Source organism: Streptomyces sp. ADI95-17 (assembly GCF_003846175.1).
Classification (GTDB): domain Bacteria; phylum Actinomycetota; class Actinomycetes; order Streptomycetales; family Streptomycetaceae; genus Streptomyces; species Streptomyces sanglieri.
In genome coordinates this window covers 667,040-687,519 of sequence record NZ_ML123050.1, presented here as the reverse complement: position 1 = coordinate 687,519, position 20,480 = coordinate 667,040, and the positions used below count along the sequence as shown (strand labels likewise).

At 71.8% G+C, this 20,480-nt stretch carries 19 protein-coding genes; 11 read left to right on the top strand and 8 right to left on the bottom strand.

Annotation, left to right across the window (positions count from 1 at the left end; genetic code table 11):
* The first annotated feature begins 289 nt into the window (after positions 1-289).
* Positions 290-1,651 carry an NAD(P)/FAD-dependent oxidoreductase gene (locus EES42_RS33860; RefSeq protein ID WP_124722025.1) on the top strand — a complete coding sequence of 454 codons (1,362 nt, stop codon included), beginning with the start codon at positions 290-292 and terminating at the stop codon, positions 1,649-1,651.
* 57 nt (positions 1,652-1,708) lie between these two features.
* Here EES42_RS33860 and EES42_RS33855 read toward each other — a convergent pair whose 3' ends face one another.
* Positions 1,709-2,707 carry an aldo/keto reductase family protein gene (locus EES42_RS33855; RefSeq protein WP_124722024.1) on the bottom strand — a complete coding sequence of 333 codons (999 nt, stop codon included), beginning with the start codon at positions 2,705-2,707 and terminating at the stop codon, positions 1,709-1,711.
* A gap of 86 nt (positions 2,708-2,793) precedes the next feature.
* On the bottom strand, positions 2,794-3,951 hold the full coding sequence (gene rho / locus EES42_RS33850; protein ID WP_124722023.1) for a transcription termination factor Rho: 1,158 nt from the start codon (positions 3,949-3,951) through the stop codon (positions 2,794-2,796).
* A gap of 392 nt (positions 3,952-4,343) precedes the next feature.
* Between rho and EES42_RS33845 the strand changes: the two genes are divergently transcribed.
* Positions 4,344-5,225, top strand: a complete 882-nt coding sequence (locus tag EES42_RS33845; RefSeq protein ID WP_124722022.1) for a GNAT family N-acetyltransferase — start codon at positions 4,344-4,346, stop codon at positions 5,223-5,225.
* 67 nt (positions 5,226-5,292) lie between these two features.
* Here the strand turns inward: EES42_RS33845 and meaB are convergent, their stop codons facing one another.
* The 3 genes from meaB to mutA are packed head-to-tail and all read right to left on the bottom strand — an operon-like array spanning position 5,293 to position 10,388.
* Positions 5,293-6,312 carry a methylmalonyl Co-A mutase-associated GTPase MeaB gene (meaB, locus tag EES42_RS33840; protein ID WP_124722021.1) on the bottom strand — a complete coding sequence of 340 codons (1,020 nt, stop codon included), beginning with the start codon at positions 6,310-6,312 and terminating at the stop codon, positions 5,293-5,295.
* Positions 6,313-6,324: 12 nt separating this feature from the next.
* Entirely contained in the window at positions 6,325-8,526 is a 2,202-nt protein-coding gene (gene scpA / locus EES42_RS33835; RefSeq protein ID WP_124722020.1) for a methylmalonyl-CoA mutase, read from the bottom strand.
* Positions 8,526-10,388, bottom strand: coding sequence for a methylmalonyl-CoA mutase small subunit (gene mutA, locus EES42_RS33830; RefSeq protein WP_124722019.1), 1,863 nt, complete (start codon positions 10,386-10,388; stop codon positions 8,526-8,528). The genes scpA and mutA overlap by 1 nt, the downstream gene beginning before the upstream one ends.
* Positions 10,389-10,606: 218 nt before the next feature.
* Here mutA and EES42_RS33825 point away from each other — a divergent pair, with 218 nt between their 5' ends.
* From EES42_RS33825 to EES42_RS33795, 7 genes are all read left to right on the top strand, one after another.
* The gene (locus EES42_RS33825) at positions 10,607-11,002 is read left to right on the top strand and encodes a TOBE domain-containing protein (RefSeq protein WP_124722018.1); all 396 of its coding nucleotides are present in this window, start codon (positions 10,607-10,609) and stop codon (positions 11,000-11,002) included.
* 47 nt (positions 11,003-11,049) lie between these two features.
* Positions 11,050-11,844: a molybdate ABC transporter substrate-binding protein gene (modA, locus tag EES42_RS33820; RefSeq protein ID WP_124722017.1), complete on the top strand. Its 795-nt coding sequence runs from the start codon at positions 11,050-11,052 to the stop codon at positions 11,842-11,844.
* Positions 11,845-11,946: 102 nt separating this feature from the next.
* Positions 11,947-13,887: an ABC transporter permease gene (locus tag EES42_RS33815; protein ID WP_124722016.1), complete on the top strand. Its 1,941-nt coding sequence runs from the start codon at positions 11,947-11,949 to the stop codon at positions 13,885-13,887.
* Between the two features lie 296 nt (positions 13,888-14,183).
* Complete coding sequence (locus EES42_RS33810; protein WP_124722015.1) at positions 14,184-14,981, top strand: tyrosine-protein phosphatase; 798 nt, start codon at positions 14,184-14,186, stop codon at positions 14,979-14,981.
* A 205-nt stretch (positions 14,982-15,186) separates the two neighbouring features.
* A complete protein-coding gene (locus tag EES42_RS33805; RefSeq protein WP_241196759.1) occupies positions 15,187-16,128 on the top strand; it encodes a hypothetical protein in 942 nt (313 codons plus the stop codon).
* A 135-nt stretch (positions 16,129-16,263) separates the two neighbouring features.
* Entirely contained in the window at positions 16,264-16,668 is a 405-nt protein-coding gene (locus EES42_RS33800) for a DnaJ family domain-containing protein (RefSeq protein ID WP_124722014.1), read from the top strand.
* Positions 16,669-16,734: 66 nt separating this feature from the next.
* Complete coding sequence (locus EES42_RS33795) at positions 16,735-17,226, top strand: GNAT family N-acetyltransferase (protein ID WP_124722013.1); 492 nt, start codon at positions 16,735-16,737, stop codon at positions 17,224-17,226.
* Positions 17,227-17,299: 73 nt separating this feature from the next.
* Here the strand turns inward: EES42_RS33795 and EES42_RS33790 are convergent, their stop codons facing one another.
* Entirely contained in the window at positions 17,300-17,689 is a 390-nt protein-coding gene (locus EES42_RS33790; protein WP_124722012.1) for a VOC family protein, read from the bottom strand.
* 214 nt (positions 17,690-17,903) lie between these two features.
* Between EES42_RS33790 and EES42_RS33785 the strand changes: the two genes are divergently transcribed.
* Positions 17,904-18,413, top strand: a complete 510-nt coding sequence (locus EES42_RS33785) for a DUF6328 family protein (protein ID WP_124722011.1) — start codon at positions 17,904-17,906, stop codon at positions 18,411-18,413.
* A 27-nt stretch (positions 18,414-18,440) separates the two neighbouring features.
* On the opposite strand, the gene EES42_RS33780 is transcribed toward EES42_RS33785, so the two are convergent.
* Positions 18,441-19,268 (bottom strand): VOC family protein, encoded by an 828-nt coding sequence (locus tag EES42_RS33780; RefSeq protein WP_124722010.1) that lies wholly within the window; start codon positions 19,266-19,268, stop codon positions 18,441-18,443.
* A gap of 135 nt (positions 19,269-19,403) precedes the next feature.
* Positions 19,404-19,736: a DUF6479 family protein gene (locus EES42_RS33775; protein WP_124722009.1), complete on the bottom strand. Its 333-nt coding sequence runs from the start codon at positions 19,734-19,736 to the stop codon at positions 19,404-19,406.
* A gap of 297 nt (positions 19,737-20,033) precedes the next feature.
* Between EES42_RS33775 and EES42_RS33770 the strand changes: the two genes are divergently transcribed.
* Complete coding sequence (locus tag EES42_RS33770) at positions 20,034-20,423, top strand: hypothetical protein (protein WP_124722008.1); 390 nt, start codon at positions 20,034-20,036, stop codon at positions 20,421-20,423.
* The last annotated feature ends 57 nt before the right edge of the window (positions 20,424-20,480 follow it).

The window sequence follows — 20,480 nt, the reverse complement described above, 5'->3', positions numbered from 1 at the left end:
CCTTCGACCTGCACCACCCCTCGGTCCGCGCGCTCGACGAGGCCCTCAACCGTCCGGACACCGGGACCTTCCCGGCCCCGGGGGACGAGCGGGCCTGAGCACGACGGCCCGGGGAGAGGAGGAGCGGGTGGACCCCGACAAGGACGGCGCCCGCCGACCGGTCGCGTCGTCCGTTCCGCCGTCCCCAGCAGGCGAACTCGTCCGCGGCTCGTAAAGATGAGTGAGGACGGGCGCGTGCGACGTGGCAGGCGAACGGATGAACGTACAGGCCCCTGAAGGGACGAACACCGTGGCACGACCCAGGATCCTCGTTGTCGGCGCCGGATTCGCCGGAGTGGAGTGCGTACGCCGTCTGGAGCGCGGACTCATCCCCGGCGAGGCGGAGATCGCGCTCGTCGCCCCGTACTCGTACCAGCTCTACCTCCCCCTGCTGCCACAGGTGGCGGCGGGCGTGCTCACCCCGCAGTCGGTCGCCGTCTCACTGCGCCGCAGCCGCAAGCACCGCACCCGGATCATCCCGGGCGGGGCCATCGGAGTGGACCCGAAGGCGAAGATCTGCGTCATCCGCAAGATCACCGACGAGGTCGTCTACGAGCCCTACGACTACATCGTGCTCAGCGCCGGCAGCGTCACCCGCACTTTCGACATCCCCGGCCTGCTGGACAACGCCCGGGGCATGAAGACGCTGGCCGAGGCCGCCTACGTACGGGATCACGTGATCGCCCAGCTCGACCTCGCGGACGCCAGCCACGACGAGAACGAACGCGCCTCGCGCCTCCAGTTCGTGGTGGTCGGCGGCGGCTACGCGGGGACCGAGACGGCGGCCTGTCTGCAGCGCCTGACCACCAGCGCGGTCCGGCAGTACCCGCGGCTCGACCCGAAGCTGATCAAGTGGCACCTCATCGACATCGCCCCGAAGCTGATGCCGGAACTGGGGGACAAGCTGGGCCGGAGCGCCTTGGAGGTGCTGCGCGCCCGCGGCATCGAGGTGTCGCTCGGCGTCTCGGTCGCCGAGGCCGCCCCCGAGAAGGTCACCTTCACCGACGGCCGGGTGCTGCCCTGCCGGACCCTGATCTGGACGGCGGGCGTCGCCGCGAGCCCGCTGGTCAGCACGTTCGACGCGGAGACGGTACGCGGCCGGCTGGCCGTCACACCCGAGATGAGCCTGCCCGGCTTCGACGGCGTCTTCGCCCTCGGCGACTGCGCGGCCGTCCCCGACCTCCACAAGGGCGACGGAGCGGTCTGCCCACCCACCGCGCAGCACGCCATGCGCCAGGGCCGCAGGCTCGCCGACAACCTCATCGCGACCCTGCGGAACCAGCCGCTGAAGCCGTACGTCCACAAGGACCTCGGCCTCGTCGTGGACCTCGGCGGCAAGGACGCGGTCTCCAAGCCGCTCGGGATCGAGCTGCACGGGATTCCCGCGCAGGCCGTCGCCCGTGGCTACCACTGGTCGGCGCTGCGCACCAATGTCGCCAAGGCGCGGGTCGCGACCAACTGGATCCTCAATGCCGTCGCGGGCGACGACTTCGTACGCACCGGCTTCCTGTCCCGGCAGCCGGCCAAGCTGCGCGACTTCGAGCACATGGACGCCTACCTCACCCCGGAACAGGTCCGCGAGCACACCGCCGCGCTGCACACCGGCACCTGATCCCGCAGCCGGCGGTCCCGGCCCCGCCGCACGCGGGGCCGGGACCGTCCGGCCGGATCAGTCGTTCTCCGCGTGCCCGGCCGTCAGTGCGGGATCCCGCTCGACCACCGGGTCCAGGATGTCGTCGATGCCCTTGAGCAGCTCCGCGTCCAGCGTCACGCCCGCCGCCGCGACGTTCTCCGTCACCTGCTCCGGCCGGGACGCTCCGATGATCGCGGCCGAGACGTTCGAGTTCTGCAGCACCCACGCGACCGCGAGCTGGGCCAGGCTGAGCCCGGCGCTGTCGGCGAGCGGCCGCAAGCGCTGCACCCGCTCCAGCACGTCGTCGCGCAGCCAGCCGGCGACCATGTTCGCACCGCCCTTGTCGTCGGTCGCCCGTGAACCGGCCGGGAGCGGCGCACCGGGCTTGTACTTGCCGGTGAGCGCGCCCTGAGCGATGGGGGACCAGACGATCTGGCCGATGCCCAGCTCCTCGGAGGCCGGCACCACGTCGCTCTCGATGACCCGCCACAGCGCCGAGTACTGCGGCTGGTTGGAGATCAGCGGCACCCGCAGCTCGCGGGCCAGTCCGTGCGCGGCGCGCAGCTGGTCGGCCGTCCACTCCGAGACGCCGATGTAGAGGGCCTTGCCGGAGCGGACGACGTCGGCGAACGCCTCCATGGTCTCCTCCAGCGGGGTCGAGTGGTCGTAGCGGTGCGCCTGGTACAGGTCCACGTACTCCGTCTGCAGGCGGCGCAGCGAGTTGTCGATGGACTCCATGATGTGCTTGCGGCCGAGCCCGCGGTCGTTGTGTCCGGGACCGGTCGGGAAGTAGACCTTGGTGAACACCTCCAGGCCCTCACGGCGTTCGTTCCTCAGCGCCCGGCCGAGTACCGCCTCGGCCCGGGTCTCGGCGTAGACGTCCGCGGTGTCGAAGGTGGTGATTCCGGCGTCCAGGGCGGCGCGGATGCAGGCGACCGCCGCGTCCTCCGCCACCTGGGAACCGTGGGTGAGCCAGTTCCCGTAGGCGATCTCACTGATGGTCAGGCCGCTGCGGCCGAGTCGGCGGAACTCCATGTGGCTGCTCTCCCTGTGCTCGTGGGCGCGGATCACGCGATCGCCGGGCCATGCTATGCGCCCGGGCCGGTGGCGCCCGGACGGGCTCAGGCCTCCGGGACGGTGCCGTGGACGGCACGGAGGAACGAGGCGTTGTCCGGGGTGCGGCGGAGCCGGTCCAGCAGTGTTTCGAGCGCGGTCTGCGGGTCCCTGGTGTGCAGTGCCCGCCGCAGTCCGCGTACCACCCGCAACTCGCCCGCCGGTACGAGGAGTTCCTCGCGCCGGGTGCCGGACGACAGGATGTTCACGGCCGGGTGGACGCGCCGTTCCGCGAGTGCGCGGTCGAGCCGGAGCTCCATGTTGCCGGTGCTCTTCAGCTCCTCGAAGAAGTAGTCGTCGGCGCGGGAGCCCGTCTCCACCAGTGCGGTGGCCAGGATGGTGAGGGAGCCGCCCTCCTCGGCGGGCCGGGCGGCGCCGAAGAACTGCTTGGGCCCGAGCAGGGCGGCCGCGTCGACACCGCCGCTGAGGGTCCGTCCGCCCGAGGCGGAGACGTTGTTGTGGGCGCGGCACAGGCGGGTGAGGGAGTCGAGCAGGATGACGACGTCCTGGCCCTGCTCGACCAGCCGCTTGGCGCGTTCGACCGCGAGTTCGGCGAGGGCGATGTGCTCCTTGGCGGGCCGGTCGAAGGTCGAGGCGAGCACCTCGCCCCGGACGGACCGGCGCATGTCGGTGACCTCTTCGGGGCGTTCGTCGACCAGCACCACCATCAGGTGGCACTCGGGGTGGTTGGCGGCGACGGCCGCGGCGATCTGCTGGAGCAGCACCGTCTTGCCGGTCCTGGGAGGCGCGACGACCAGCCCGCGCTGCCCCTTGCCGACCGGTGCGAGCAGGTCGACGAGACGCATCGCCGCACCGCCGGATGGTGTCTCCAGCCGGAGCCGCTGCCGGGGATGGAGCGGGGTGAGGTCGCGGAAGTGGGGCCGGCCCCGGAGCGCCTGCGGGGAGCGGCCGTTGACCCGTTCCACGGCGGACAGGGTGCGGGGCCGGTCGCAGAGCCCGGCGACGGCATCGCCCCGGCGCAGGCCGTGGCGGCGGATCAGGGCGGCGGGGACCACCACGTCGCCGGGGGAGGGGAGGCCGTCCCGTACGCGCAGTACGCCGTTCCCCTGGTGGGTGAGGTCGAGTACGCCGGCGGCCGCGGTGGTGTTCGTGGCCTCGGCAGCCAACTGGCTTTGCTGAAGCGGGTGTTCGAGAGAGATGGTCATGGTGGGCGGGTCCTTTCGCGGACATGGCGAATGAGGGGCCGGACGGCACGGGGCGGCAGAGAACACGCCCCCGACGACGGGCGGGAAAGTCCGGAGGGAGGATTCCGGTCCGAACTGGAAGAGGTGATGCGGAGAGCTGGGCCGCCGGTCGGAAACGGACGGGCGCGGCAGCTTTGGAGAGATGGATCGGCACCGGCGCCTCGAAGCGAGGCGAGCACTGGTACCACAAGCACGGTAGCACGGCCCGGCGGGACCGGGGCCGTGCCGAGGGCCGACAAGGCTGCGCAGGGTTCCGAAATCCGCTTGTCACGGCTCTCGCGGAGTGATGTGGTTCTCCGGGCCACCGGCCCGCTCGCCATCCTGACCTGCGCCCCGGGCGCGGAGGAGTCACTTTGCCGATACGTATCACCGCGCTGACCGACCCCGCTCCGCCCGCCGGGAGCCACCGGTCGGCCTGGCTCGCCTCCGACGCCGGGGGCAGCCCCCTCGGCTCGGCGTTCCTGCGCGTCTTCACCCGCGAGGGCCAGGACCACCTCGCCGAACTGGAACTCGACGTCCACCCCGCGGAGCGCCGCAACGGCGTCGGCTCACTGCTGTTCGAAGCCGCGGTCGCGGCCGCCCGCGAGGCGGACCGGCGCAGCGTCATCGCGCAGGCCGAGGCCGGATCGGCGGGGGACCACTTCCTGCGGGCCAAGGGGCTGCGCAAGGTCCTGACCCTGGCGTACGTCCGGCTCCCGCTGGCGAAGGCGGACACGCAGGCCCTGCGCCGGACCGTCGGGCAGCCGCACCCGGGCTACCGGCTGATCTCCTGGGACGGCACCGTCCCCGACGAGCTCGCGGAGACGTTCGCCGCCTCCCGCCGGGCGATGGACGACATGCCCATGGACGACACCGACTTCGGCACGGTCGTCTGGGACGTGGACCGGGTCCGGTCCGCGGCAGCGGCCGTCGCCGCACGCGGCGACCTTCTCCACACGGTCGCGGCGTTCGACGAGTCCACCGCGACGATCGCGGGCTTCACGGAACTCGTCGTCCCGGGCGACGGAACCGGCGACGGACAGCACTACGGCACCGGAGTCCTTCCCGAGCACCGGGGGCACGGCCTGGGAGCGTGGATGAAGGCGGCCTCCATCCTCCACGCCCGCGAGACCCACCCCGGCCTGGCAGGGCTGCTGACGGACACCGCCGACAGCAATACGCACATGCGGCACATCAACGACGCGCTCGGCTACGAGCCGACACACACCTCGGTCGAGTACCAGCTCGATCTGTAGGCGACACGAACGTCCGGCGGCCCGGGAATTCCGGACCGCCGGACGGACACATCGCGTACCCGGGCCGTCAGCCCATCGGGTCACCGGCCTCCGGGACCGCCGCCGTGCTCCGGAACGCGGCCAGGATCTGCTCGGCCGCCAGCGTGGCCGTCAACTCGCCGTCCCTGACCCGCTGTTCCAGCCCCGGGGTGAGCGCACGCACCTCCGGATGGCCGCGCAGACTCTCCAGCAGCTCGTCCCGCACCATCGTCCACGTCCAGTCGACCTGCTGGTCACGCCGCTTCGCGGCGAGCCGCCCGGTCGACTCCAGCAGCGCGCGGTGCTGCTCAAGACGCTCCCACAGGGTGTCGAGACCGGCCGACTCACGGGCGCTGCACGTCAGCACCGGCGGCGTCCATGCCGCGTCCACCGGGTGCATCAGCCGCAGCGCGCCCGCCAGTTCGCGCGCCGCCGCGCGGGCGTCCCGCTCGTGCGGACCGTCCGCCTTGTTGACCGCGATCGCGTCCGCCAGCTCCAGCACACCCTTCTTGATGCCCTGGAGCTGATCACCGGTCCGGGCCAGCGTCAGCAGCAGAAACGTGTCGACCATGTTGGCCACCGCCGTCTCCGACTGCCCGACGCCGACCGTCTCCACCAGCACCACGTCGTAACCCGCGGCCTCCATCACCACGATGGACTCCCGGGTCGCCTTGGCCACCCCGCCGAGGGTGCCGGCGGTGGGGGACGGGCGTACGAACGCCGCCGGATCCACCGCGAGCCGCTCCATCCTGGTCTTGTCGCCCAGGATCGAGCCGCCGGTACGGCTGGAGGAGGGGTCGACGGCCAGCACCGCGACCCGGTGCCCGAGCCCGGTGAGCATCGTGCCCAGCGCGTCGATGAACGTGGACTTCCCGACCCCGGGCACCCCGCTGATCCCGATCCGCCGGGCCGCGCCGGAGTGCGGCAGCAGCTCGCGCAGCAATTGCTGGGCCAGCACCCGGTGATCGGGGCGGGTGGACTCGACGAGAGTGATGGCGCGCGCGATGTGCGCCCGCTTCCCGTCGAGCACCCCCTTCACATAGCTGTCGATGTCGATCCTGGGAGCCATCGGATCAGCGGCTCACAGCTCGTGGCCGAGCGCGGCGCCGAGCCGCGTCACCAGGTCGTACGCGGCATCCGGGATCACCGTGCCGGGCGGGAACACGGCCGTCGCGCCCGCCTCGTGCAGCGCCTCGACGTCCTGCGGCGGAATCACCCCGCCCACCACGATCATGATGTCCTCGCGCCCCTCGGCCGCCAGCTCCTCGCGGAGCGCCGGCACCAGCGTGAGGTGCCCGGCGGCCAGCGAGGAGACGCCCACGATGTGCACGTCCGCCTCCACCGCCTGCCGCGCCACCTCGGCCGGCGTCTGGAACAGCGGGCCGACGTCCACGTCGAAGCCCAGGTCGGCGAAGGCGGTCGAGATCACCTTCTGGCCGCGGTCGTGACCGTCCTGGCCCATCTTGGCGACCAGGATGCGCGGACGGCGCCCCTCGGCCTCCTCGAACCTGTCCACCAGCGCCCGGGTCCGGTCCACGGAAGGGGATTCACCTGCCTCGTTGCGGTACACACCGGAGATCGTACGGATCTGGCCCGCATGCCTCCCGTACACCTTCTCCAGGGCGTCCGAGATCTCGCCCACGGTCGCCATCGCACGTGCCGCGTCGACGGCCAGAGCCAGCAGATTGCCTTCGAGCCCCGGACCGGGGTCGCGCTCGGCCGCGGCCGTCAGGGCGCGCAGCGCCGCCTGGCAGGCGCCCTCGTCGCGCTCCTCGCGCAGCCGGCGCAGCTTCTCGATCTGCTGGGTGCGCACCGAGGAGTTGTCGACCTTGAGCACATCGATCTGCTCGTCGCTCTCCACCCGGTACTTGTTCACCCCGATCACCGGCTGGCGCCCGGAGTCGATCCGTGCCTGGGTACGGGCCGCGGCCTCCTCCACCCGGAGCTTCGGGATGCCCGCGTCGATGGCCTGCGCCATGCCGCCCGCCGCCTCGACCTCCTCGATGTGCTGCCAGGCCCGGCGCGCCAGGTCGTACGTCAGCTTCTCCACGTACGCGCTGCCGCCCCACGGGTCGATCACCCGGCCGGTCCCCGACTCCTGCTGGAGCAGCAGTTGGGTGTTCCGGGCGATCCGGGCGGAGAAGTCCGTCGGCAGGGCGAGCGCCTCGTCGAGCGCGTTGGTGTGCAGCGACTGGGTGTGGCCCTGGGTGGCCGCCATCGCCTCCACACAGGTCCGGGTGACGTTGTTGAACACGTCCTGCGCGGTCAGCGACCACCCGGACGTCTGCGAATGGGTGCGCAGCGAGAGCGACTTCGCGTTCTTCGGCTCGAACTCCTTGACCAGCTTGGCCCAGAGCAGCCGGGCCGCCCGCAGCTTCGCGATCTCCATGAAGAAGTTCATGCCGATCGCCCAGAAGAACGACAGCCGGGGCGCGAACGCGTCCACGTCGAGACCGGCGTCCCGGCCGGCCCGCAGATACTCCACCCCGTCCGCGAGGGTGTACGCCAGCTCCAGATCGGCCGTCGCACCCGCCTCCTGGATGTGATACCCGGAGATGGAGATCGAGTTGTAGCGCGGCATCTTCTGCGAGGTGTACGCGAAGATGTCGGAGATGATCCGCATCGAGGGCTTCGGCGGATAGATGTAGGTGTTGCGGACCATGAACTCCTTCAGAATGTCGTTCTGAATGGTCCCGGCCAGCTTCTCGGGCCCGACGCCCTGTTCCTCCGCGGCCACGATGTACAGGGCGAGCACGGGCAGCACCGCGCCGTTCATCGTCATCGACACCGACATCCGGTCCAGCGGGATGCCGTCGAAGAGCTGCCGCATGTCGTAGATCGAGTCGATCGCCACGCCCGCCATGCCGACATCGCCGGTCACCCGCGGGTGGTCGCTGTCGTAGCCCCGGTGGGTCGGCAGGTCGAAGGCGACGGAGAGCCCCTTCTGACCGGCGGCGAGGTTGCGGCGGTAGAAGGCGTTGGACTCCTCGGCGGTGGAGAACCCGGCGTACTGCCGGATGGTCCAGGGCTGGTTGACGTACATCGTCGGGTACGGGCCCCGCAGGTACGGGGCGATGCCCGGATACGTACCGAGGAAGTCGAGCCCTTCGAGGTCGTGCCCGGTGTACAGCGGCTTGACCGCGATGCCTTCCGGGGTCTCCCACAGCAGATCGCCGTCCGAACTGCCGGAGGACTCCTTCACCGAGGCGCGCCACTGGTCCTCGGAGACCTCGGCGGCGCCGCCCGGACCGAGCTCGATGCCGGAGAAGTCGGGGATACGCATTACGCCACATCCATACGGTCGAGGAGGGAGGAGAGCACGGTCACCACATCGGAGCCCGCGAAGACGTACTCGTCGACACCGGCGTACTCGCCTGGCCGGCCGGCCAGGAACACCCGCCCGGCGCCCGCCGAGAGCAGCGCCCCGGCGACCGCCTCGGCCTGCTCGGCGTAGAGCGCGTCGCTGGAACACAGACACGCGACGGTGGCGCCGCTCGCCGCGAAGGCTTCGGCGGCCGTGGTCGCGTCGACGGAGACCGGGTCGTGGACCGGTTCGATGCCGCCCGCCTGGAAGAGATTGGCGGCGAACGACGCCCGCGCGGTGTGCGCGGCGGCGGGGCCGAGCGCGGCCAGGAAGACTCTCGGCCGCTGCCCGGTCGCCGCGAGATGCGCGTCCGACCGGGCGCGCAGCGCCTCGAACGCCTCGTCACGGCGGACCCTGGGCAGGCCGCCCGGTGCCGCGGCCGGTCCGCACGGGGCCGGCTCGCGCTCCACCGGCCGCTCCGCCAGCTGCGGGAACTCGCTCACCCCGGTGATCGGCTCCTTGCGACGGGCCAGATCCTTGCTGCGTGCCGCCCAGGTGGCCGCGAGACGCTCACCGATCATGCCCGAGCCCAGCGCGGCGGCCTGACCGCCGGACCGTTCGATCTCCTGGAAGAACGACCAGGCGGCGTCGGCGAGTTCGGCGGTGAGCCGCTCCACGTACCAGGAGCCGCCCGCCGGGTCGATCACCCGGGCCAGGTGCGACTCCTCCAGCAGGATCGTCGACGTGTTACGGGCGATGCGCCGGGCGAACGCGTCCGGCAGGCCCAGCGCGTGATCGAACGGCAGCACGGTGACGGAGTCGGCGCCGCCGACCCCCGACCCCAGACAGGCCAGCGTCGTGCGCAGCATGTTCACCCACGGATCGCGCCGAGTCATCATCACCGAGGACGTCACCGCGTGCTGGCGCTGCGCCCCGGCTCCGGCGGCCCCGCACACCTCCGCCACCCGGGACCACAGCCGGCGCGCGGCCCGCAGTTTGGCGATGGTCAGGAACTGGTCGGCGGTCGCCGCGTACCGGAACTCCAGCTGCCCGCAGGCTTCTTCGACCGTCAGCCCGGCCTCGGTCAGCGCCCGCAGCAGGGCGACACCGGTCGCCAGTGAGGCGCCCAGCTCCTCGGCGGCCGAACCGCCGGCCTCGTGGTACGGCAGCGCGTCGACGGCCAGCGCCCGCAGCCCGGGGAGCTCGCGGGCACACCGCCGGGCCCAGTGGACGGCGGCCGGCAGATCGGGCTCGGCGCCGCTGCGGGCTGCCTGCCCGAACGGGTCCGCGCCGAGGTTGCCGCGCAGGCTCCGCGGGTCGATGCCCCGCTCCGCGCAGATCCGCAGCAACTCCGTGGCCGCGGCGTCGGTCTCCCCGCCCGCGTCGAGCACCACGGGAGCCAGATCGAGGAAGACGCCGTCCAGGGCCCCCGCCAGCGCGGACACCGGAACACCCTCGGCACCGCCCACGGTCAGCCACAGCGAGGTGACGCCGTTCTCCAGATCGGCGAGCAGTGCCTCGTTGAGACGCGCGGGATCGGGAAGGGTGTGCCGCTGCCGTACGTCCCAGCCGCCCGCCGCGTTGCCCTCGGCCTTGCTGCCGCGGGTGAAGGGGGCGAAGCCCGGATATCCGGCATCGGGCGCGCTGTCGCGCGAGGTGTAGAGGGGGCGGGTGATGAGCCCGTCCTCGACCGTGGTGGACAGCGCTTCCTCGGCGGCCGAACCCGCAGCCTCCTTGCCCGACTTGCGCAGCACACCTTCGACGAGGTGTTGCCAGTGCTCATGGGCGGGGGCGGGGAATTCGGCGGCCAACGAAAGCCCGTCGGCAGGCAGGACCGTCATGCCCAGATGCTAGGTCAGGGCGCTTGAGCGCAGCATGGGTTCCGCTTGTGACCTTGCCCTCTCCGAGCGCACTTGATCCTTCACCCACCGTCGCGTAGCCGGTCCTCGCCGTCGCCCGGACCCAGTGCTTGGTGATTCCTCCAACGCCCCTGGCATTTGCTCCACAGATCACCCGGACGGATTGCAGCTGCGAGGACGATTCGAATATCTTGTCGCACATGCAGTCCTACACAATCGGCCAGGCGGCACGTCTGCTGGGGGTCAGCCCCGACACGGCCCGCCGCTGGGCGGACGCCGGGAGGGTCGCCACCCACCGCGACGAGAGCGGCCGCAGGCTCATCGACGGCCGCGACCTGGCCGCCTTCTCCATCGAGGTCGGTCAGGGCGGGGGCGGCGAGGACGACACCTCGTACACCTCGGCCCGCAACGCCTTCCCGGGCATCGTCACCGCGGTGAAGCTCGGCGATGTCGCGGCCCAGGTCGAGATCCAGGCGGGTCCGCACCGGCTGGTGTCACTGCTCACCCGGGAGGCCGTCGAGGAACTGGGGCTGGAGGTCGGCATGCAGGCCACCGCTCGCGTGAAGTCCACCAGCGTGCACATCGATCGCGTCTGACGACGCGTCATCCACGGCACGCATCAACTTCAAGGAGTCACCGGACCATGTCGACCATCCTCACCGGGCGGCGCGCCGCCGCCGCGGTCATCACGGCCGCACTGCTGTTCCCGCTCGCCGCGTGCGGCAGCAGCGACGACAGCAAGAAGGAATCCGCCGGGAAGTCGGCGTCGTCCGGCGCCCGGCTGACCGTGCTGGCCGCCGCCTCGCTCACCGATGTGTTCAAGACCGCGGGCGCCGCGTACGAGAAGGAGCACCCGGGCACGAAGGTGACGTTCTCCTTCGCCGGCTCCCAGGAGCTCGCCGCCCAGGTGAAGCAGGGCGCGCCCGCCGACGCCCTCGTCACCGCCGACACCAAGACGATGGACGGGCTGAAGTCCGACACGGCGACGCCCGTCGTCATCGCCAAGAACCGCCTCGTCATCGCCACCCGCGAGGGCAACCCGGAGAAGATCGCGGGCCTGAAGGACCTGACCGACCCCGAGCTCAAGGTCGTCCTGGCCGCGCCCGAGGTGCCGGTCGGCCGCTACAGCAAGCAGGTCCTCGACGCCCAGAAGCTCACCGTCAAGCCGGTCTCCCAGGAGCCCAACGTCCGCGCGGTCCTCAGCAAGGTCGAGCTCGGCGAGGCCGACGCGGGCATCGTCTACCGGACCGACGCCGCCACGGCCACCGACAAGGTCGACGCCGTCGACATCCCGGACGCGCAGAACGCCGTGGCCTCCTACCCGGCCGCTACGCTGCGACAGTCCAAGAACACCGAGGCCGCCACGGCGTTCGTGAAATGGCTGAGCACCCCTCAGGCGCAGAAGATCCTGCGGTCGGCGGGCTTCCAGCAGCCCTAGGAGTTCCGTCCCGGGAGGGCCTGTCCGGCCGGCCGCAGTCGGGCCGGCCGACCGGGGAGCGTGAGCGACCCTGCCCGAACCGACCGATTCCGGGAACCTCCGATGAGAGCTCTCCGCAGCCGGATGCCCGGCGTGCGCACCCCCGTCGCCCTGGCGATCCCCGCGCTGCTCGCCGTCGCGTTCCTGCTGATCCCGCTGATCGGCATTCTGGCCCGTACGTCCTGGGCCGACCTCGGCACCCATCTGACCAGCCCGGGAGTCACCCAGGCGCTCAGACTCTCCCTGCTGGTCTCCTTCTGGGCGCTGGGGCTCTCCCTGCTGCTCGGGGTGCCGCTGGCCTGGCTGCTGGCCCGGACGGACTTTCCCGGCAAGGCGTTCGTACGCTCCCTGGTCCTGCTCCCGATGGTGCTGCCGCCCACCGTCGGAGGTGTGGCGCTGCTCCTCGGCTTCGGCCGCCGGGGGCTGCTCGGCCCCTGGCTGGAGAACACCTTCGGGATCACGCTGCCCTTCCACACCTCGGGCGCGGTGGTCGCGGCGACCTTCGTCGCGATGCCGTTCCTCGTCATCAGCCTCGAAGGCGCACTGGCCGGACTGCGCCCCGCGTACGAGGAGACGGCGGCCTCCCTCGGAGCCTCACCGGTCCGGGTCTTCTTCACCGTCACCCTCCCGATGGCCGCCCCCGGGCTCGCCGCCGGGGCCGCCCTCACCTGGGCACGGGCGCTCGGCGAATTCGGTGCCACCATCACCTTCGCGGGCAATCTGCCGGGCACCACGCAGACACTTCCGCTCCAGGTCTACCTGCTGCTCCAGGACTCCCCGGAGGCCGCCACCTCCGTATCACTGCTGCTGCTCGCCATCGCCATGGCCGTACTGATCACGCTGCGCGGCCGCTGGACCGGAACGCCGCGCGACCGCGCACGCGAAGCGCAGCCCCCGGCGGACGACACGGCCGTCCCGGACACGGCACCGCGCGCGGACCGGGAGACGCCCCCGGCCCCGCAGGAACGACGCTCGCTGCACGCCGAGGTCACCGGCTTCGACCGGCTGACCCTCGAAGCGGCGCCCGGCACCACGATCGCCGTCGTCGGCCCCAACGGCGCGGGCAAGACGACCCTGCTGCGCGCGCTCCTCGGCCTGACCCCCCGTGCCCGGGCCCGGCTGCGCCTCGGTGACACCGACGTCACCGAACTGCCCCCGCACCGACGTCAGGTCGCCTGGGTGCCGCAGGACGGCGCGCTCTTCCCGCACCTGAGCGCGCTGACGAACACGGCGTACGGGCTCCGTGCCCACGGCGTCTCCCGCGCAGAGGCCCGGCGGGAGGCGCAGCAGTGGCTCGACCGGCTGGGCGTCGGACACCTCGCCCACCGCAGGCCCGCCCAGCTCTCCGGCGGCCAGGCCCAGCGCGTGGCACTGGCCAGAGCGCTCGCCGCCCGCCCCTGGCTGCTGCTGCTCGACGAGCCGCTCGCCGCCCTCGACCAGACCACCCGCGCCCATGTCCGGCACACCCTGCGCACCCACCTCGCCGGATTCGGCGGCGTCTGTCTGATCGTCACCCACGACCCCGTCGAAGCGGTCTCACTGGCCGACCGGGTGCTGGTGCTCGACGAGGGCCGCACCCTCCAGGACGCGCCACCGGCCGAGGTCACCCGCAATCCCCGCTCGCCGTGGGTCGCCCGGATGCTCGGCCGCAACGCCTGGCCCGGCACGGCCGCGCCCGACGGCACGCTGGCCCTCGCGGGCGGCGGCCGGCTGGTCGTCGCGGACTCGCTCGCCGAGGGAGCGGCGGCCCTCGCGATCATCGCGCCCGAAGCGGTCTCCGTGCACCGCGACAGGCCCGGCGGAAGTCCCCGCAACGTCTGGCCCGGAACGGTGCGCGAGCTCACCGCCGTCGGCAGCCGGCTCCGGGTGGTGATCGCCTCCGCCGAGGCGCCGGACCTGGTCGCCGAGATCACCCCCGAAGCGGCGACCGAGCTGGGCCTCGTGGAGGGCACTGCCGTATGGACGAGCGTCAAGGCGACCGAGGTCACCGTCGTCGTGCTCTGAACGCGCGGATTCCGCGGCCCGGCAAGGGCCGTGCCGACCCGATCCGTACTCCGGCGGGAAACGCCGGGCCGAGAATTCAGGATCGGGTATTCACGGAACACGCCGCTATTGGTGTGGTGCGCCCCTGACCTGGGGTGAGAGCGGTCGTGATTTCACACCTCTGTTATCACCGCAGGTGCCCCCAAATGGCGCCCACCGGCGTTTTACTTTGTCGATTTCCCGGCTGCGTGCGACGTTTGATCCGGCAAAACCGAATGAATTCGGATACGCGTCGAGCGAAAAAGGGGAAGTTCATCGTGCAGACCGCCAGGGCCGTCCAGGCATCCACCGTCCTCAATCTGCGCGACCTGGGCGGCATCGCCCTTGGCCCGGACCGCCGGGTCCGGGCGGGTGCCGTGCTGCGGTCCGGGCAGCTCAGCGGGCTCGACGCGGCGCAGGACTCCCGGATGTCCACGCTCGGCATCCGCACCGTCGTCGATCTGCGGACCGCCGACGAGCGGGCCGCGGCCCCCGACCGGCTGCCGCAGGGCGCACGGCTGTTCGTCGCCGATGTGCTCGGGGACAACCCGGGTGTGGCGCCCGCCCGGCTGCGCGCCCTGCTCGCCGATCCCGTCGCCGCGGAGCGGATGCTCGGCGGCGGAAAGGCGGCAGGACTGTTCGCGGACACCTACCGGCAGATGGTGCTCTCGCCGGGCGCGTCCGCCGCTTACCGGGCCTTCGTCGAGACCGTCGCCGACGACCGCGCCCGCCCGGTGCTCTTCCACTGCACGGCGGGCAAGGACCGGACCGGCTGGGCCGCTGCCCTGCTCCTGATGATGCTCGGCGCGTCGCGCGATGTGGTGCGCGCCGAGTTCCTCGCGGTGAATCCGGTGGTACGGGTCGCCTTCGCGCCGTACGTTCAGGACTTCCTCGACGCGGGAGGTGACCCGGAGATCGCCTCCGCGATCACCGAGGTGCGCCCCCGCTACCTCGACACGGCGCTGGACGCCATGGACGAACGCTGGGGCGGACTCGACGGGTATGTGCGCGACGGTCTGCGCATCCCCGAGGCGGCGGTGGAGCGGCTGCGCGCCGGGCTGGTGGTGCCGGCCTGAGCGGCGGGCCGCGATCCGGCCTGCCCTGCTCCCTCCTGCTCAGCCGACGGCCCCCTGCCCACCGACAACCCCCTGCCCACCCGTGAACCTCTTGCCCACCCGCGAAGCGATGGTGCGTTCCGGGCTTGACTTGATACCCCCAGGGGGTATGTTGTGAGGTGTCGGGAAGCGCTGCCTCCCGGTCGACCCGATGGAGAGAACCGTCATGAACAACGCACTGAGGATCACCGCCTTCGCCGCCGCGCTCGCCGCGACCTTCGGAACCGCCTACGGAGTGGGCAGGAGCGTCGACCCGCTGGTGGCCGCCGAGGACCGCCCCGCACAACAGCACGGCGGCCACGGCGGGGGAGAGGAGGGCGGGGCGAAGCCGGCTGCGGACCACGCGCCCGGCGGACTGCAGATCTCGGAGGGTGGCTACACCCTGGACCTGGCGACACCGACGGTCCGGGCCGGGGCCCGGACCGAGATCCGGTTCGCGGTCAAGGACGACAGCGGGCGCAAGGTCACCGCCTATCAGCGTGAGCACGGCAAGGAGCTGCACTTCATCCTCGCCTCCACCGACCTCACCCAGTACCGTCACCTGCACCCCGTCCGTGCGGCCGACGGCACCTGGTCGACCCCTGTCGACCTGCCCGAGGCCGGTGGCTACCGGGTGTTCGCCGACTTCACCCCGGCGGCCGCGGGCGCCGGCAACCTCACCCTCGGCGCGGATCTGGCCGTCTCGGGCGCCTACCGCCCCGCCGCTCTACCGGCCCCGGGCACCACGGCCGAGGTCGACGGCTACCGAGTGGCGCTCGGCGGTGAACTCCGGGCCGGCCGAAGCGGCGAACTCAAGCTGTCCGTCAGCAGGAACGGCCGTCCCGTCACCGACCTCCAGCCCTACCTCGGTGCGTACGGGCACCTGGTCGCCCTGCGCTCGGGCGACCTGGCCTATCTGCATGTCCACCCGAACGAGGGCGGCCCCGGGCCGGAGGTGTCCTTCACCGCGACGGCACCCAGTGCCGGAACGTACCGGCTCTTCCTCGACTTCAAGCACGAGGGCAAGGTGCGCACCGCGGCGTTCACCGTCCGGGTGGCGGAACCGGGGAACGGCGACGGCGGGCACCGGGAGGGCGGGGCCGGGGCGCCCGCCGGGCACGCGCACTGAAACGGGCCGCCGGACCCGAAGCGGTATGGCGCCGAAGGGCGTTGTGCCGCCGGGCGTGGAGGCCGGGACCGGCGTCGCTCGGTCCCTGGGTATCGTGAAGGGACCGGATTACGAATCCTCCGAGAGGGGCGTACGTTGACCGAGCGAAAGCCTGCGGGCGTCAGCTTCGAATCATGGGTCGACAAGCAGATCCGGGAGTCCGAGCAGCGTGGTGACATCTCGCAGTTGCCGGGATTCGGTAAGCCGCTCGACAGTATCGGGGCCCCCTACGACGAGAACTGGTGGATCAAGCAGAAGCTTCAGCGCGAGGGGGTGTCGGTGCTCCCGCCGGCCCTGGCCCTGCGCAAGCAGGCGGAGGACGTGGCCGAATCGGTGTCCGGGGCACGGACGGAAGCCGAGGTGCGGCGCATGCTGTCCGAGGTGAACGAGAAGATCGCGGCGGCCATCAGGCGGCCGCCGCCGGGCCCGCCGCTGAACCTCAAGCCGTTCGACATCGATGCCATGGTCGACGAGTGGCGCACGGCGCGCGATCCGTCGTAGTGCCCGACGGGCCGGCCGGTGGCTCGTGGGTGGGTGCCCGGCGTCCGGATGCGTAATACTCCATTCATGAAATCGAGCATTACACACCGGGGTGGCGGGGCGCCGCGGGAGTCCGTACGCATCAGGCGTGCCACCGCCCGGGACGCGAAGCGGCTCACCCGGCTGGTCAGGACGTCCCGCGCCTACGAGGGGCACTACGCCGCCATGGTCGCCGGATACCGGGTCGGTCCGGACTACATCGAGACCCACCGGGTCTTCGCGGCGGTGGAGTCCGACACCGACCGGCTGCTCGGCTTCTACTCGCTCGTTCTCGCGCCGCCGGAGCTCGACCTGATGTTCGTCGCCGATGCCGCGCAGGGACTCGGCATCGGACGGCTCCTCGTCGGGCATCTGCGCGGCGAGGCGGAGCGCGCCGGACTCACCGCAGTGCGCATCGTCTCGCACCCGCCCGCCGAGGGCTTCTACCGGAGCGTGGGGGCCCGTCGGACCGGCACCCTGGCGGCCGATCCGCCCGCGGTGATGTGGGACCGGCCCGAGCTGCTGCTGCCGATCGACTGAACGGACGCGAGGGGGCCCGACCCGGCATCCGTACCCGGATGCCGGAGCCGAACCCCCTTGCAGGAGCGTGGTGTTACGAGGCGAAGCCCCCGTACGGACGCGTGATGATCTCCATGCCGTGACCGGCGGGATCGGCGAAGTACACGCCCTGGCCGCCGTCGTTGTGGTTGATCTCGCCCGGATGCTTCCGGTGCGGATCCGCGTAGTACGTGATCCCGAGTTCCTTGATGCGGGCGTACGCGGTGTCGAACTCGCCTTCCGAGATGAGGAAGGCGTAGTGCTGCGTGGTGATCGAGGCTTCGGGAACGGTCGCGAAGTCCAGGGTGACTCCGTTCGCGGTGGAGACCGGGACGAACGGGCCCCATTCCTCGCCGACTTCGAGCCCCAGTATGTCCGCCAGGAACTCCGCGGACTCCCGGTTGTCCCGGGAGTGGATGATGGTGTGATTCAACTCGACTGACACTGTGGAATGCCTCCAACGGGCATCTCACGGGCACCTCCACGCCTCACCCAGCCGGTGACCGACGCGCGATGCCGTACTCAGAATCCTAGGTGAGGCCGGAGTGATCGTCGAGGGCCTGGCGGACGATCCGGCCGTCTCCCCTTCCCCGGTGACCGGTTACGGTGGGGGAGGAGGGGAACACGAAGTACTCCGGGTATTCGGACGGAGGCTCCCGGTGACCTCGACAGCGCATCGCCCCGACCGCGGCCGCCCCGGCCGCGACGAGACGCCCGAGGAACGGGCGGACCGGCGGTGGAGCGATCTGCTCCAGGAACTGCGGGTCGCCCAGACCGGCGTCCAGATCCTCTTCGGCTTTCTGCTGGCCGTCGTCTTCCAGCCCCGCTTCGCCGGGCTCTCGGACACCGACCGCACCATCTACGTGGTCACCGTGGTGCTGGGATCCGCCACCGCCGCCGCCCTGATCGGCCCCGTCTCGTACCACCGGCTGCTCACCGGGCGGCGGCTCAAACCGCAGACGGTCACCTGGGCGTCACGGATGACGGTGGTGGGGCTCGTCCTGCTGTTCTGCACGATGTGCTCCGCCCTGCTGCTCATCCTGCGGGTGGCCCTGCACAACTCCGTCGCGCTGTGGCTGGTCGGCGGGATGGCGCTGTGGTTCCTGATCTGCTGGTTCGTCTTCCCGGCCTGGGCACTGGCCCGCTCCTCGTCCACGCGCGACAAGTGATCGAGCGCCGCGGAGCGGACGGCGTGCTCAGCCGGGACCGTCCGTCGTGAGGCCCCGGACGTCCGTGACGGTGAAGAGGCCGCCGTCCGGGTCCAGCAGCGTCGCCGCCGTGCCCTGCGCCAGCGACCGCTGCTCGACCAGGCTGCCGCCGTGCGCCCGCGCGGCCGCGACCGTGGCCGCCACATCGCCGACCGGGAAGTGCACCTGCCAGTGCGGGCGGACCAGCGGATCGGGTGCCGCCTCCACCGCGCCGGAGCTGATCCGGACCAGCCGGCGCCCGTCGCACTCGACGATGACCTCGTCCTTCTCGTACGACACCTCGCAGCACCCCGGGCGCCCGCTCGCCCAGTCGAGCACCTGCCCGTAGAAGATCGCGGCGTCGAAGGCGTTCCTGGTGTGCAGCCGCAGCCAGGCGTGCGAATGGTCGTCCGGCGCGGGCGGCGAGGTCGCGGGCTCGGTCCGTTCCCAGATCCCGAACACCGCACCGTCCCGGTCCGCCGCGAGCGCTCCGCGCCCCTTCCCGAGTGCCATCGGGCCCACGGCGACGGTGCCGCTGCGCTCACGGATGCGCGAGGCGGCCGCATCGGCGTCGGTGACGGCGAAGTAGGGCGTCCAGACGACGGCCACCTGGTAGGCGGTCGCCACCGCGCCGATGCCGGCGACCGGTACGTCGCCCCGGCGCGCGACCGAGAACTCCTGCCCCAGCTTGCCCGGACGGAAGGTCCACCCCAGCACGGCGCCGTAGAACTCCTGGGCCGCCCCCAGATCGCGGGTCATGAGGTTGACCCAGCAGGGCGCTGCGGATCCGGTCAGCGGCGCAGGTGTCGGCGCCTTCCCCGGGTGGCTTCCGGTCATGGTCCTACTGCCTTCATCGGTTCTGAGGTCTGGGTACGCCGTGCCCGACGGGCCCCCACCAGCCTCACCGGAGGCAGTCACCCCCGCAACACGCGACGCCCCTGCCCTGGGCCGCCGCCGGGGGAGTCCGCCGGGTCAGTCGCGCCGCTCGTCCGTGTCGCGGGGGATGGGCTCGTTCCCGTGGTCACCGAGTTCGTACGGCGAAAGGCCCCGGCGGTCGGGCGGGAAGTGGTCGTCGCCGTGCACATCGCGCTCCTCGATGTGGCTGCGGTGGTCCGGCCGGGGTGGCTGCTCGTCGGGTCTGGGTGGTGGCAGCTCCTGGGCCCGGCGCCGCTTCCCCAGCCAGACCGCGCCGATCAGCACGGCCACCAGCACCACTCCGACAATGCCCATCACCGACCCGGTCGCGCCCCGCCCGTCGGCGAGAACGAGAGCCAGTGAAGTCAGGTCTGTGCTCGAAACGTCCATGCTTGCCGGATACCCCGAGGCGAAGCCCTCACGCAATAATTGCCATGAATTCATGTTTTAAGTGGATATGACCTGAAAAGGAGTTTCGCGTCGAGGGCGCAGCGGCCGTGCGGGGAACGCGGGGTGCGGTGAGGTGCGCGCACCCGATCGGCGGCCGTCCACGGGCCCCGCGCGCACCCGGCCCCGTGTCGCCGTCGTCCTGCCGCGGGGAGAGCCTGGAGACATCCTCGAAACACCGCTGGGGCACGGCACCCGGCGCGGGGACGCGGAGTGGAACACCGAGCGGAAGGAACCGCGGTGAACACCATCAAGGAGAAGCAGGCGGAGGAGAGCGGGTACGGACAGGAGGTCTCGGTCGTCATCAGCGGGTGCGAGAAGGGCGATGCGCGGATGGTCTTCGACGTGCTGCGGGCCGCGTTCACCACCGACCGGGCCTCGGTCGACGTACCGCAGCACCTCGCCGGGAAGCGCCCCACCGCGTGGGTGGTGACCGTCGACGTCGCCGAGGCCAGGGTGGTCTCCGGGCCGGTCGCCCTCGGCGCGCCCGTGAGCGTCGACGTCCAGGGCGGCTACTGGGCGGTGGAACGGCTCCGGCAGAGCCTGGCGCACGCCTTCGACGTGACGGTCGTCGGGACCGTCTCCGGCGACCAGGAGGAAGAGGTGCGGCTGCGGCTGGCGAACCGGTAGACCGATGGGCCGACAGTCCGGCGGGGCACGGCCCGGCGGCGGAGCAATGGCACGGGA